This is a genomic window from Pseudomonas sp. UBA3149, from assembly GCF_002364655.1.
In the GTDB taxonomy this organism is placed as follows: domain Bacteria; phylum Pseudomonadota; class Gammaproteobacteria; order Pseudomonadales; family Pseudomonadaceae; genus Chryseomonas; species Chryseomonas luteola.
In genome coordinates this window covers 63,757-77,733 of the sequence record NZ_DEYV01000015.1, presented here as the reverse complement: position 1 = coordinate 77,733, position 13,977 = coordinate 63,757, and the positions used below count along the sequence as shown (strand labels likewise).

Here is a 13,977-nt window from a genome sequence, read left to right as displayed (position 1 = left end):
GCCGTTCGTAGAGTGGCTGAAAAAGCATGGTCAGCGTGGCTATATTGGTGAGTTCGGCGTACCGGATAACAACCCGCGCTGGAACATCCTGATGGACAATATGCTGGCCTACCTGAAAGAGAATTGCGTACCGGCATCCTACTGGGCGGCAGGTCCGGGTTGGGGCAATTATTTCATGTCGGTTGAGCCTATCAATGGTGTAGAGCGTCCGCAGTGGCCGACCCTTAAGAAGTACATGGACAGCAGCAGCTGTACGGAAATAGGCCCGAAGAAAGCAGCAACAACTTCGCCTGCACCTACACCGACCGTTGTTGCGCCGGCACCATCCACTACAACGGGTTCCGTGACCAGCACCATCAACAATTTTACCAACACCGATTGGCTCAATGGTGTGTACCGTAAGAAGGCTGGCTTCTCGGTACCGGGCACGACCGCCAACAAAGCCGCCTTTCAGGTGGGCAAGTCGGTTAAGCTAGCGGATGGTCAGGTCCGCAAGATTACCTATGTGCAGGCTGGCACTAATCTAGGTGTCTATGTGGATGGCGCGGCAGTCAATGGGTCGGTCGTAGGTTATCCCAAGACGCTGACTGTTTTGTCTAAATAACAACAGTCTCTTACCTACGGGCTGTGATGGATTGTATCTGGAGCTAGGGACAGCTCCTTGTCTTTACTTTTTCTCCCTCCATAGGCCAGGTGCGTTCGTATCAGACGCGTATTTTGCCAGCCCATACCAGATTCCCTATGTAAGACAACAAAACGGCATTCTCTAGCAGCTACATAAGCTGATCGTAATTGCCTCGCTATGCATCATCTCTCCTGTAATCCCTTCTGAGTCAACCTATCTGCTTGATCTGGCTTTACTGGCATCCCTTAAAGGAAAAGGCCGGGTATAAGCCCAGCCTTTTCCTTTATTAAAAATGAATCAGGTCATGCCTCTCATTCCTCTGGCGCCAGACAACGACTCAAGCCGCGTTGGGTATGGATACGGTACCGCTGCGATTTCGTCAGTAGCTCTGGCTGTATGTTGATAGTGTGTTTTGAGTGCCTGTAGGGCGAGAAGAAAAGCCGTAGGTGCCTGATACTCGAACACACCTACCAACGGCCACATGGCAAGGTTGGCCAGGAAGAACGCCAGCGTAAAGTCCAAGTTGGGATTTAACTTCGTTGCAACCCTGTAGTGGATGAACAAGCCAATCGGAATGATGGCAAATGTCAGGAATCCGAAGCGGAATAAGGTACCAATTACCCCTACGTCAGACAGAAAGAAGTAGTTGCTGAAGAATCGTTTGAACCCATCATTCCACATCAGGCTCAAGCTGCCGCTAGGAACCCAGTTGTATTCATGCAAATGGTTCATGATGGCAGCAATGGTGTTTTCCCGCACATTATCCGTAGGCCCGCTCTCCACCGATTGCATATAGAAATCAAGGTTGAGCCCCAAGCTATCGAGGATATGTGGGTTCACCAATATCGGAAAGAGCGCAATGCTACCCAGGATCATGGGCATCACCATGCGGCTTTTCAGACACATCGCGGTAAAGAGAAAGCAGATCACGATGACCTGTCTTGTCTGCATGACAAAGACAATCGTGGCCAGAAAGACAAACGCCAGGATGCCATAGAGCACTTTTGACTTTGGAGCGCCGTTCAGGGGAGATCGTCCATGCCCCATGAAATAGACGCTAAGGCAGTAGGAGAAGATGATGGCCGCTGCGCCGGGCGAGGCACGTCCGGGACGACTAAGGTCAAGCACCTGCTCACGAAGATCGGGCAGCACGCCTGCGTAGGAAAGCCAGGAAAGCCCAACGGAGATAAGACCTACCAGCAGTATCAGCTGCTCGAATTGGGTAGCGGTTACACGCTTTGCAAAATAGACAATAACGAAAAAGCTGAAACAGAACAGGACACGACGCTCTTCAATCAATCCATAGAACAGCGGCTGCCCATAAAAAAGATTTGAAAATAACGCAGGTAGAAAACAGAACACAAATGCAGAAAAAAGGCAAAAACTCAAGCCGAGGTTGTAGTCCTGCTTGTTGGCCGGAGGTGTACCTGTAAGAAGAAGCGCTGTAAAACCCAAGCATATCGCCAAGTACAATTCACTGACGTACTTTACGCCAATAGGGTTTGTGTGCCCTTGCTCGAACACACCAAATTGAAAAATAAGAAGAATAAACAAACATACGTAATAGACGTTACGCTTGCTAACCGTGATCATTAATTTTATGTCCTTTACATGCGGTTTGTTTTCGAAACCACCAAGCGTGCCAACCCACACCAATCTGTTGAGGGATCATAAAGCTAGTGGCGACGCAGACGCTGTCAAGGCAGGCAATGGACTACTTAGATCAATGCTTGAAACAGACAAGCTTAGTATTGCGGGCAATTATTACCGTCATATTGGCTCAAATAACCAGACTACTGTGACGGTACGAGTGATTTCGAAAGAATACTGGCTATTTGCCTTCTATTGATAAATAACTTATAAATCATCAAAACAAATTCATAGTACGTTCAATACAAAAGCAATTGACAAAAAACCTTGGTTTTGTGAGTTTGCCAGCATAAATACTTTGAATTAGTTCTCTTCTTTAGTAATAGATCACCCCTCCCGCAGCTTATTAGGACCTTTTTAACCAAGGCTCACTAAAGGACCCGCATAGCGATCAGATGCAGGGTGGAGGCGGAGCATAAGAAAGGCTTTGACTGGGCAGGAAAACCTTTAGACGAGCGGGAAGAGTCTTCAAGAATCTCTTGAAGTAGCCTGACTCTAACTAGATAACACCCAACGATGTAGCCGATTCTATGAATGCCTTGATCATGCTTGTTGACTCGGCCCGTGACCGTTATCAAGTCGATACCTTACTAAAACCTGACGGGACACTGGTTATTACCGCACTACCTGTTGAAGGAGGTCATCCACTTGAGTGGATCTTAACGTCTGATCAGGCGCGTAACCGTCTGCTTTTGGAAACGGTCCTGATGGATATCCAGCGTCGGCTTAACCAGCCGGCATCCAATAGCCATGAATTTACCCATGATGATCCATTACATCATGGCTCGCTCGGGTAGTAATTATTTACCTCTCTTTATCACAGTGCTTTTACAGTACTTCTCATGTTCCTTGCCACACTTGCAGCACAAAGCACTTCTAGTGTGACGTCCGTACCGGATGGGCTAAACGCGTGTTGCACCCTCTCCATCTTGGTGGGTTGCCACGTGGAAGGTTCTCTGATTTTGCCTTTTGTCACCATTACAGGACGTCCAACTCGCATGATGCGCAAATCTCCTTTTCCGCCTATGTCTTGCGCCTTTCTTTCTGCCGGCGGGAGGTGGGATGCATGCCCGCTCATATGATTGGACCGGCACAACCCTAGGGTTCCGAAAAACCTGTCCATCTGCATTGCACATATTGACCACCGTCACTACTAAACCTCTGGGCATGGGGTTGGGCTCTCCATAATTTACGGCTTCGTGCGCTAACCGGTGGGCAGATGCATATCGCTCCGGAAACGGGGCAAGGAATACGGATATGTCTATAACTCGCGCAGAAGAAAAGGCCGTAAATACCGCAAGTGAGCCCACTCAAGAACAGTTGCTCCGTACCGTTACTGGCGGGGCAGTACGGGTTGTGGATTACGAGCCGACTATCCGTATGCTGGTCGTGGAGATTCTTGAAGAACTCGGCTACCACGCCCTGATAGCTGAAGATGGCGCTTCTGGCTTGGCAATCCTGCAATCCGATACCGCTATCGGCCTGTTAGTTTCCGATGTTGGGCTAACGGAAGACAAATGGCTGACGCCGCGTATTAGCCGCCCTGACCTCAAGGTGCTATTTATCACAGGTTATGCTGAGAGCGCTGTGGTAGGCGATGGAAACCTGGAAATCGACACGCCTATTATGACCAGCCCCTCCGCGGTCGATATATTGACCGAGCGAATCTAACAGTTGATTGAAGGTAGTTAACTGGCGGTTTTTCAGCTCCTTCTTGGACGGGTCATCTCTATAGTTGGACAGGCTGTGCTCTACCAGCTTGAGCACACTGCAGACTCTGCATTCATAGCTGCGCCTGGTAGTTAGCTTTTTAGGAATGTCGCAGTAGAAAACAGGTAGCTGGTAGAGGTTCGCTTTCAAGAACGCTTGAGCCATGGATGCAGTGAGCTTTATCCGTCACTGAATAAATTCAAGCCTCAAGACTGACCGCCGATACATGTCATCAGACAACAAAAATTCGGCGTGCTTTCGCCTCTACTTTTGCGGATGACAAATATGCTACTACGCAGTTGGAACATAGCCCCCCGGGCTGCGCTTGGGTTTGGCCTGATCGCGCTGATGGTTGCTTTTCTAGGTATTTTCTCGCTAGGCAAGATGTCCAACATCCGTGACCGTAGTGTGGCTATAGAAGCAGAATGGGTACCCAGCATCCGCATCGTAGATAGCATCCGGGAAAACATGCTGCGTATTCGCACCATTTCCTTGCGCATGGCGCTTGATCCCGACCCTAAAAGCATCGACACCTATGCCAGCCAGTATGAGGCCCGTAATAAGGTTTTGATGGATAACATCAAGGCGTTTGAGGCCTTTGTCGATACGCCCGAAGAGCAACGCCTGTACGGACAATTCAAACAGGATTTTGCAGTCTACCAGCAGGGTATGACCAACTCGTTTGTCCTGGCCCGCCAAGGCGATACTGTCGCCCTGAATAAACTCACTCTGGTTGACATGAAGCCTGTCATCGATGGCACTGGCAAGACATTGGGCGAGCTGGGAGACTACTATGCACAAGGGATCGAGCGCGAAGGAAAGAGTTCGGCGGATCAATACGCCAGCTCTCGCGCCATTGTTATCCTCGTGATTGCCTTGGCGGCCCTGGCTACCGTGCTTATGGCCTGGCTCCTGACACAAAGTATCGTCCGCCCCCTGCAGGGTGCTGTGCGCGCCGCACAACAGGTTGCCAAAGGAGACCTGACCATTCAAATTGAGGTCAGCGGCAGCGATGAGGTCAATCAGCTTCAGGTAGCACTGCGCCAAATGCAGGAAAACCTGCGTAACACCCTGGCTCAGATCTCGGGGTCATCAACCCAACTGGCGGCAGCGGCTGATGAGCTCAACGCCGTAACCGAAGAAGCCAGCCGCGGTCTGCAACAGCAAAACGATGAGATCGAACAGGCTGCTACCGCCGTGAACGAGATGAGCGCAGCGGTTGATGAGGTCGCACGCAATGCAGTGTCGACTTCTGAAGCCTCCAAGGTTTCGACCCAGTCGGCACAAGCAGGTCATGCTCGAGTCAACGAAACCATTACAGCTATTACAGACCTGTCGAAAGAAGTTCAATCCACCTCCGTGCTGGTAAGTCAACTTGCTGATCGCTCGCAGGAAATTGGCAAGGTTCTGGATGTTATTCGTGCCATTGCCGAGCAAACCAATCTACTGGCGCTGAATGCTGCGATCGAAGCCGCCCGTGCAGGCGAATCCGGCCGAGGTTTTGCTGTAGTGGCTGACGAGGTAAGAGCGCTCGCTCATCGTACGCAACAGTCGACGCTTGAGATCGAGCAAATGGTCTCTGGCATGCGCAACGGCGCAAGTCAGGCTTTGAACTCCATGCAGATCAGCAGCACTCGCGCTCATTCCACACGGGAGCTGGCAGAAAGTGCAGGCCAGGCGCTAAGCGAGATTACGTCGTCGATCAGCGAAATGTATGAGCGTAACCTGGTAATTGCCAGCGCAGCCGAAGAGCAGGCTCAGGTGGCCAGGGAAGTTGACCGTAACCTTGTCAATATCCGTGATCTATCCGTGCAGTCTGCCACAGGCGCGCATCAAACCAGCGCGTCCAGCCATGAGCTTTCACGTCTGGCAGCTGAGCTTAATTCTTTGGTAAATCGCTTCAAGGTCTGATCGTTCATTCCTTGATTGCTTTACAACAGAAAAACTTAAAGCCCTCCTTAACAGAGGGCTTTTGTGTTGAAAGCTGGCCAGATCTTCAGATGGATTGCTCTTTACGAGGGAAACAGTGGCCTATGCTTAAGCTAAGCATGAGGCACACTCCATGAACCTGATAGCTGACAAACTTGCACGTCTTGATCCGCCGCTTAAGTTCCTTTTTGAACCACGCGGCACAGACATGCTTTTGACCTTGATCGACCCGGCCGTTCCTGCACGCGTGCAGCGCCGCCTCGATCCTAAGCTCATGATGAATAAGGATGCGCTAAACCTAACCCTGGTTTATGCCGTCAATGAACTACGTGCAAAAGGCTCCCATGTGCCTTTGGAGAAGGATTACATTTTTATCTGATACCTCTTCGACCCACCAAATGGAACCTGGTGCTTCTATCGCCTATCCTCTCAGAGCAGTACGTACCATGGCTGAAAGATCCTCAGGGCGATAGGGTTTGGTAAGCAAATGGATGTTAGGTGCCAATGTGTTGTTCTGCGAAAGGATGTCCCGAGTATGGCCTGAGGTAAACAATACCGGTATTGCAGGTTCCTGCATCTGAGCCCATGCCGCCAGATCCGTACTCTTGAGCCGACCGGGCATCACGACATCCGTGAAAATCAAATCAACCCTCGTTCCGGCTTCCAGCAGCTGCATGGCCACGTCCGCATCGGGCGCCTGCGCCACGTCATAACCGGCCTGCTGCAGTAACTCTACAACAGAGAATCGAACACCTTCATTATCCTCTACTATCAGGATGGTTTCCCGCCCCTCAAGTGTATAGTCATATTTGCCCTGGTCATCTTCTTCGGCCTGTTTGTGACTGCGTGCAAAATACATCCGTACCGTCGTACCGCATCCAGGGGCGCTCTGAATATCAATATGGCCCCCACTCTGCTTGACGAAGCCAAACACCATGCTAAGACCAAGTCCCGTACCCTGCCCTTCAGCCTTGGTCGTGAAGAATGGCTCGAAGACGTGCTCCAGCACTTCTGACTTCATACCTTCGCCCGAATCGGCAACGGACAGGCAGAGGTAGTCCCCAGGACTGATGTCCTTGCCTGCACAGTAATCTTCATCCAGCACGACATTGTCGCCATGAACGCTGATCAGCCCTTCCCCATCCATCGCATCACGGGCATTGATGGCCAGATTGAGAATAGCGTTTTCCAACTGGTTACGATCAACGTGTATGCACCAGGCATTGTCAGGCAGGGACATATCGATTTCGATGGTCTCGCCCAGTGCACGCTGAAGGAGCTCCTCCAGCCCTTCGAAAATATGGGCTGGGTTGTAAATGCCGGGTGATAAGGCTTGACGACGGGCAAAGGCCAATAGTTGGGAAGACAGCTTGGCTCCTCGCTCCACCGCATTGATGGCAGCCTCTACGCGGCTCTGTACACGAGGGTTGTCCTTTTCCTGACGAGCCAGCAGATGCAGGTTACTCGAAATGACCTGCAGGACATTATTGAAGTCATGTGCAACGCCTCCGGTCAGTCCGCCAATCGCCTCCAGCTTTTGTGATTGCCGGAGCTGCTCTTCTGCCAACGAGCGGGCCTGCACTTCAGCAGCGACCCGCTGCTCCAGATTGCGCGTCAGTTGATAAAGCGCTTCTTCCGCCATCTTGCGTTCATGAATATCAATCAGAACACCGGGAAAGCGAAACGGCTCTCCACGCTCGTCAAACTCGCATAGACCACTTGCTAAAACCCAGCGGAAAAGGCCGTTCGGGCGGCGGATACGACATTCAGCATTGAAAGCGCCGCCCTGATCAAAAGTCTGCCTGATATGCATCCGGATCTTTTCCAGGTCGTCCGGATGAATGAAGCCGCTGGCGATCTGAATGGGAATGCCTGCCGCCGCTTCGTCTACGGGGTATGAAAAGGTTCGTGCGAAGCGCTCATCTCCAGTCAGGGATTGTGCTTTGATATCCCAGACGAACAGTCCTAGGAGCGCGCCGGAGTTCAATGCCAGTTGCAGTCGTTCATTCGTTGCCCGGAAGGAACGCTCAGCCTCCTGACGTCGCCGCTCCGACAGTACGTGTTGAGTGGTTTCGATAACGATGGCCATGACGCCGGCCGGCACGCCGTCATCCTCGGGTACCGGGCTGTAGTAAAGGTCCATTGAGACGTCTTCCGGGCGCCCATTACGAAACAACACGAGTTCTTTGTTTCGATAAGAGAGCGTACCGCCAGCCAGACAGGTATCAACTACGTTCCGATTGAATTCGGCAACTTCCGGCCAACCAATCTCGACTGGCGAGCCGAGAAGAAAAGGATGACGTCCGGCCGCAAACACGGCATAGGCATCGTTATAAATCATATAGCCAGGCCGTCCCCACAACATCACGAGGGGAACAGGAGAAGCCAGTAGAAACTGGACGGCAGCGCTCAGACTTTTGGACCACTGTTCAATAGGGCCGAGATCCGTACGAGACCAGTCGAAAGACCGGATACGCTCGGCCATCTCACCGCTCCAGCCCAGGCAACCATGATCGTCCCTTAAAAATTGCATGGATTGTCTCTTAGGAAAAAGGCCTGTTCAGTATGTTGGTGTCCAGATACGACCACAGCAACAAACAACAATTCTAAACAAACGAAGCGGCGGCAAGGTCAGTCTATTCGGCAACGATAGCAGCCTTTTGAAGTGGCCGTCCGTCCACGGTGAAAAACCGCCAAGTAAAACACGCCGGTAAGCGCTACCCTCTATACGTCCTGGGCGCGGTCAGGCAAATGGCCATGCGCTACACGGGTAATCAATAACAAAAGCTATAAGGAGATTACATGTCCGTTCATATTGAAGAGCGATTTTCTGCTCGTCTGGCGTTACGTTGTGCGCATTGGGCTGAGCGCTGGTTCCCTGACTCCTGGGTCTTTGCCGCTGTCGCTGTGGTGGTGGTGGCGCTTGCCGCCACACTGCTCGGTACACCGGCCTCAGGAACAGCCAAGGCATTTGGCGACGGATTCTGGAGCCTGATTCCCTTCACCATGCAAATGGCGTTTGTAGTGATCGGCGGCTACGTTGTGGCCAGCTCAGCGCCTGCGGCCCGTCTGATCGACTGGCTGGCTCGCATCCCACGCAATGGTCGGTCGGCTGTCTGCTGGGTAGCGCTCATTTCAATGCTGGCTTCTCTGCTCAACTGGGGGCTCAGCCTGGTCTTTGGAGGGCTCCTGGTAAGAGCCCTTGCCCGACGTGCCGATTTGAAAATGGATTACCGGGCCGCAGGTGCAGCGGCCTATCTCGGGCTGGGCGCCGTATGGGCCTTGGGTCTGTCGTCCTCAGCGGCCCAGTTGCAGGCAAATCCGGGAAGCCTGCCCCCGTCTGTTCTGGCGATTACCGGTGTCATCCCCTTTACGGAAACCATTTTCCTCTGGCAGTCAGGCGTCATGTTGCTTGCGCTGATCGTGCTGTCGCTGATCATTGCATATGCTACCGCGCCTGGAGAATTGACTGCTCGTACTGCGCGTGAGTGTGGAGTCGACCCCGTACTGGAAACACCGGCTCGGCTAGTGCGAACACGCCCAGGCGAATGGCTGGAGCATAGCCCGCTTCTAACCATTATCATTGTGCTGCTAGCGCTGGGGTGGCTTTGGCAGGAGTTTGCTTCCAAGCCTGCCATTGAGGCTATTTCAGGGCTTAACACCTACAACCTGTTATTTCTGACGCTTGGTGCGCTTCTGCATTGGCGTCCTCGTCATTTTCTCGATGCAGTGGCGCGTGCTGTGCCGACCACTACTGGTGTCCTGATCCAGTTTCCCCTCTATGGCTCCATTGCTGCGATCATGACAAAGGCGACAGGAAGTGATGGTCAGACGCTTGCCCACCATATTTCCGCCTTTTTCGTTCAACTGGCCTCACACGATACATTTGCCGTCCTGATGGGCGTCTATTCAGCTATCTTGGGTTTCTTTATTCCTTCAGGCGGGGGTAAATGGATCATCGAGGCGCCTTACGTCATGCAGGTTGCCAATGACTTGCACTACCACCTGGGCTGGGCAGTCCAGATCTACAACGCAGCTGAAGCGCTACCCAATTTGATAAACCCCTTTTATATGCTGCCTTTACTAGGCGTTCTGGGGCTCAAGGCACGCGACCTTATCGGTTTTACCTTCATGCAGATGCTGGCGCATATTCCGTTGGTGCTGATTCTTTTATGGGCATTGGGGGCCACCCTGACGTATCTGCCACCAGTTATGCCTTGATGAATCCACCACAGATGATGAACGGTCGTTTGAACAGACGAGACAGCTGTACAGATTAAGTCCACCAATGTCATATTGATATCAAGTTTGCTAGCCACTTCTCATTTTGTGGCTAGCCCCCCTTACGCTCAAGAGCGCTATCTTCAAGTAGGCCCAGCTCTGGCTCCAGCATGTCTTTTAGAGGTAAATAAGGTTGTTGTACTGCCTCGGCCTATTCTTCACGGCAGTGGGTGTAACGTGTCTGCTTTACAAGCCCAATGACACGATGCTCCAGTTCGAAGGATACGGTCTCATCATCGTTTCTGTGTTTATTCTTCGAGAAGCCTTCCTGAGCAAAAAGCCTCCCAGGAATTGAGCTTGTCATAACGCCTCTGCCCGTCTGGCGCTTGCATGACACATTCGTAAACGCTTGCCCCAAAGCCCATGCGACTTTTGAGCCTTTGAGCTTTGCTGCCGCCATTGATATCATCACGACATCAATCATAGGGGGGCTCAGGCGCGGTCGTTGCGCAGCATGAACCTACCCATAACCGATACGGAATGAGTCTGGTCACGCGTGAGGTTACTGTTACTCACCATGCCGGAATAGGAATGGCTTTCTCTTCGCCTTTCAGAAAGCAAAAAGCAGGATGCTGGATATGGACTTCTTTACTAACCTCACCACCCTTTGTACAACCCAGGTGTTAACGCCGGGCCGTCCTATTGCCTGCCTGGCCATAATAGGCCTTGTGGCTACAGGGGTTGCGATTCACACCGAGCTTAGACGGCATAAGGATGAATAATCTGATCGCTTCCGTCCTGAACGTTTCATCCAGCTACTTACGTCCCAACGACGACCACTAGCATGAGTGAATGGGATCCTGTGGACCTGCTGCTGATGGCCATTAGCGGACTATGCCTTCTGTCAGCGTTTGGCTTGATGGCGCTCTGGCACTGATGATCTGGCACGCCGGTTGCTGCAGGCAACGGTGTAATGACCGTTGCGTCAAATAATCTGTCAGCCTGGAAACCACGATGAAGGCTCTTCAAGTACTCGACGCTTCCATCCATACATTGGATACCCGTGAGGACGTCACTAATCTGGCCAAATGCTTTGATTTGCAAGGGTTGCAGTATCTTGAAATCCAGGCTGTCCAAAACTTTCAGTCAGCGATGGCACATTGGCCATTGTTGATGGAAACCCTTCAGCCGTCGCTGGTCGGTTACGAGACGATCATCAATCCGCTTCCAGCCTATCTCTGATAAGGCTGAAGCGGATCCGCATGGCATAGAAAAGAGCAGTACAGCGGATACATCGGCAGAAATAGCTCTCTTCTGGTTATTTATTTTTATTCGGAAGGCGTTAGCAAGTGAGTGGCCTGAAGCCCTCAGACCACTCACAAGGAGAGGTCAGAGCAGTTTGTACCCGATCACCATCAGCATAACGGCAAGGCACGGACGCAATATTCCATCAGGAATTCGACCGGAAAGGTGACTGCCCATAAAGATGCCTGGCAGTGAGCCCATCAGCAGATAGCCTAGAATAGGCCAATCCATGTTGCCCATGCTGGCATGGCCCAGTCCTGCAATCAGCGTCAAAGGTACGGCATGTGCGATTTCTGTACCCACCAGGCGTCGAGTAGCCAGGAAGGGATACAGCATGAACAGCGCCACGGTACCTAAAGCGCCTGCGCCAATGGACGTCAGCGTCACCATGGCGCCAAGCACAACACCAGTGATAAATGTCAGCGTATTGAGCTTTTTCGGGCTCAAGTGAAAGCTGTCATTGGCATGCCGGCCTACAAAGGCAAACAGCTGTTTCTTGAAAAGAATGGCAAAGGCTGTCATGAACAGAACAATACCCAAACCATGCTTGATGATCGCATTTAGTGCCTGCGGATCGGAGTGCAAGCGACTCAACAACCACAGTGTTAATGCAGCGGCCGGCAGACTTCCCAGCGCCAGCCAGCCTGTCACAGACCAGTCGATATTCTTGTTGCGCTGATGCACCCAGACACCGCCTGCCTTTGTCACCGCGGCATACAGCAGATCAGTTCCTACGGCAGCGGCCGGATTGATGCCAAACCACAATAGGATAGGAGTCATCAGGGAACCACCGCCTACGCCTGTCATCCCAACAATAAAGCCGACCACCAAGCCTGCGACAACAAAACCTCCAGCGCCGAAATCCATCATCACTTCCTAAAGACACATGTTCTGCAAAAACCGGCACGCAGCATAACGACTTATAAAGAGCTCGCTTATATAAATATGATCTTGCTTATAACCATTTAATTTAAAAAAGGCACAGCCATCCTCCATTAATACCATGGAACGTCCATTTTCCTACGCAGTCATACACGTTAGTATATGGATCATATACATTTCATATAGGGTGAGTGGATGGGTATTGTCAAAGTCTCGGAAGGTATGCATGAAAACCTGCGTATCGCCAGTAATGCACTTTGCCGCTCCATCAATGCTCAGGCGGAGCACTGGCTACGAGTAGGCATGCTGGCGGAACTCTATCCTGAGCTGAACCATCGGGATATCTGCAAGCTGCTGATCAGTCTGGAGCAACAAGGCGGTTTTGACCTGAACTGCCTGAGCGCGATGGAAGATGCCCCACACGTCCAAGCAACAATCAAACAGGCGGGAGCCGGACGATGAGAAAAGCGGTTTCGATAAAGACACCTGAAGAAATTGCCATGGCGCGCAAGGCAGGCAAGCTGGCAGCCGATGTGCTAGCGATGATTGCCGAGCACGTGAAACCTGGCGTAACGACCGAAGAACTAGACCGCTTGTGTCATGACTACATCGTCAATGTACAAAAGGCCGTTCCGGCCAATATTGGTTATCACGGATTTCCGAAAACGGTCTGCACTTCAGTCAATCATGTGATCTGCCACGGTATTCCTTCTTCTGAGACGCTGAAGAATGGCGATATCGTCAATATCGATGTAGCGGTCATCAAGGATGGCTGGTACGGCGATACCAGTCGCATGTACTTTGTAGGGGAGCCCTCTACTCAGGCACGCCGCCTAGTGGAAACGACTTACGAAGCCATGTGTGCAGGTATTCGTGAGGTCAAGCCCGGCGCAACGCTGGGAGACATCGGTCATGCGATCCAGACCGTCGCGCACCGTGACGGCTTTAGTGTCGTTCGTGAATACTGCGGGCACGGGATCGGTAAGGTTTATCACGACGAGCCTCAGGTGCTGCACTTTGGCAACCGTGGCGAAGGGATGAAGCTGCGCACAGGAATGATGTTTACCATCGAGCCTATGCTCAATGCCGGCAAGCATCAGACCAAAACACTCGGTGATGGCTGGACGGTCATTACCAAGGATCGTTCGCTCTCGGCACAATGGGAGCATATGGTCGTCGTGACAGAGAGCGGGTTTGAAGTGCTAACGCCATGGCCAGATAGCCCCAGCGGTTATACCCCCATCGTTTAATCGACGATGACACGGTCGGCAGGGCTGCGATGGGCGCCCTGCCAGGATGATTATTGTGCCTGGGTACGGGTTGCTTCGTCTGGATGTGTCGAGCCTACCGCTGACTCATTAGACAACGCCGCATCTGCCTTCTGCTGATCTTCAACCGCTTCCTGCTTTTGCTCCTGCGCAGCGTTGGTATGTGTCTGTCGCTCGGTAGGATTCTCAGCTGCTGCCGCTTTTTCCTGATGTTCCTGGGCATTCTGCGTATGCTGGGCAGCGTCCTGCGCCTTCTGCTCGGAAGGTTTGTCACAGCCCGCCAAGGGAAGTAGAAGGGCAGTCATTACGGCAACGGATAGATACTTCAACATGGATAACTCAACTTATCAGCTAAAACGTCATCCGCTTGGAATACCGATTACTCGT

General features: G+C 52.0%; 13 protein-coding genes and 1 pseudogene. 9 read left to right on the top strand and 5 right to left on the bottom strand.

Features of this window, described 5'->3' with window-relative positions; all coding sequences use genetic code 11:
• Window positions 1-604 (top strand): annotated as a pseudogene (locus B3729_RS12215) (glycoside hydrolase family 5 protein); the annotation flags it as partial.
• 318 nt (window positions 605-922) lie between these two features.
• On the opposite strand, the gene B3729_RS12210 reads toward B3729_RS12215, so the two are convergent.
• Window positions 923-2,218 carry a hypothetical protein gene (locus tag B3729_RS12210; RefSeq protein ID WP_074828924.1) on the bottom strand — a complete coding sequence of 432 codons (1,296 nt, stop codon included), beginning with the start codon at window positions 2,216-2,218 and terminating at the stop codon, window positions 923-925.
• Window positions 2,219-2,805: 587 nt separating this feature from the next.
• Here B3729_RS12210 and B3729_RS12205 point away from each other — a divergent pair.
• The 4 genes from B3729_RS12205 (at window position 2,806) to B3729_RS12190 (ending at window position 6,293) form a co-directional block, all read left to right on the top strand.
• Entirely contained in the window at window positions 2,806-3,072 is a 267-nt protein-coding gene (locus B3729_RS12205) for a hypothetical protein (protein ID WP_286788034.1), read from the top strand.
• Between the two features lie 460 nt (window positions 3,073-3,532).
• Complete coding sequence (locus B3729_RS12200; RefSeq protein WP_286788033.1) at window positions 3,533-3,946, top strand: hypothetical protein; 414 nt, start codon at window positions 3,533-3,535, stop codon at window positions 3,944-3,946.
• Between the two features lie 324 nt (window positions 3,947-4,270).
• On the top strand, window positions 4,271-5,896 hold the full coding sequence (locus B3729_RS12195; protein ID WP_286788032.1) for a methyl-accepting chemotaxis protein: 1,626 nt from the start codon (window positions 4,271-4,273) through the stop codon (window positions 5,894-5,896).
• 151 nt (window positions 5,897-6,047) lie between these two features.
• Entirely contained in the window at window positions 6,048-6,293 is a 246-nt protein-coding gene (locus tag B3729_RS12190) for a hypothetical protein (RefSeq protein ID WP_010798707.1), read from the top strand.
• A gap of 42 nt (window positions 6,294-6,335) precedes the next feature.
• On the opposite strand, the gene B3729_RS12185 is transcribed toward B3729_RS12190, so the two are convergent.
• On the bottom strand, window positions 6,336-8,447 hold the full coding sequence (locus B3729_RS12185) for a hybrid sensor histidine kinase/response regulator (protein WP_286788031.1): 2,112 nt from the start codon (window positions 8,445-8,447) through the stop codon (window positions 6,336-6,338).
• 269 nt (window positions 8,448-8,716) lie between these two features.
• On the opposite strand from B3729_RS12185, the gene B3729_RS12180 reads away from it, so the two are divergent.
• On the top strand, window positions 8,717-10,135 hold the full coding sequence (locus B3729_RS12180; RefSeq protein ID WP_125889091.1) for a short-chain fatty acid transporter: 1,419 nt from the start codon (window positions 8,717-8,719) through the stop codon (window positions 10,133-10,135).
• 211 nt (window positions 10,136-10,346) lie between these two features.
• Here the strand turns inward: B3729_RS12180 and B3729_RS12175 are convergent, their stop codons facing one another.
• A complete protein-coding gene (locus B3729_RS12175) occupies window positions 10,347-10,619 on the bottom strand; it encodes a hypothetical protein (protein ID WP_286788030.1) in 273 nt (90 codons plus the stop codon).
• A 530-nt stretch (window positions 10,620-11,149) separates the two neighbouring features.
• Between B3729_RS12175 and bcsR the strand changes: the two genes are divergently transcribed.
• Window positions 11,150-11,377, top strand: a complete 228-nt coding sequence (bcsR, locus tag B3729_RS12170; protein WP_286788029.1) for a BcsR/BcsP family cellulose biosynthesis protein — start codon at window positions 11,150-11,152, stop codon at window positions 11,375-11,377.
• 147 nt (window positions 11,378-11,524) lie between these two features.
• On the opposite strand, the gene B3729_RS12165 is transcribed toward bcsR, so the two are convergent.
• Window positions 11,525-12,307, bottom strand: a complete 783-nt coding sequence (locus B3729_RS12165; RefSeq protein ID WP_010798713.1) for a sulfite exporter TauE/SafE family protein — start codon at window positions 12,305-12,307, stop codon at window positions 11,525-11,527.
• A 210-nt stretch (window positions 12,308-12,517) separates the two neighbouring features.
• On the opposite strand from B3729_RS12165, the gene B3729_RS12160 reads away from it, so the two are divergent.
• Entirely contained in the window at window positions 12,518-12,784 is a 267-nt protein-coding gene (locus B3729_RS12160; RefSeq protein WP_010798714.1) for a ParD-like family protein, read from the top strand.
• The gene (gene map / locus B3729_RS12155; protein ID WP_286788028.1) at window positions 12,781-13,572 is read left to right on the top strand and encodes a type I methionyl aminopeptidase; all 792 of its coding nucleotides are present in this window, start codon (window positions 12,781-12,783) and stop codon (window positions 13,570-13,572) included. Before B3729_RS12160 ends, map begins: the two co-directional genes overlap by 4 nt.
• A gap of 50 nt (window positions 13,573-13,622) precedes the next feature.
• On the opposite strand, the gene B3729_RS12150 is transcribed toward map, so the two are convergent.
• Window positions 13,623-13,922, bottom strand: coding sequence for a hypothetical protein (locus tag B3729_RS12150; protein WP_150346324.1), 300 nt, complete (start codon window positions 13,920-13,922; stop codon window positions 13,623-13,625).
• Between the last annotated feature and the right edge of the window lie 55 nt (window positions 13,923-13,977).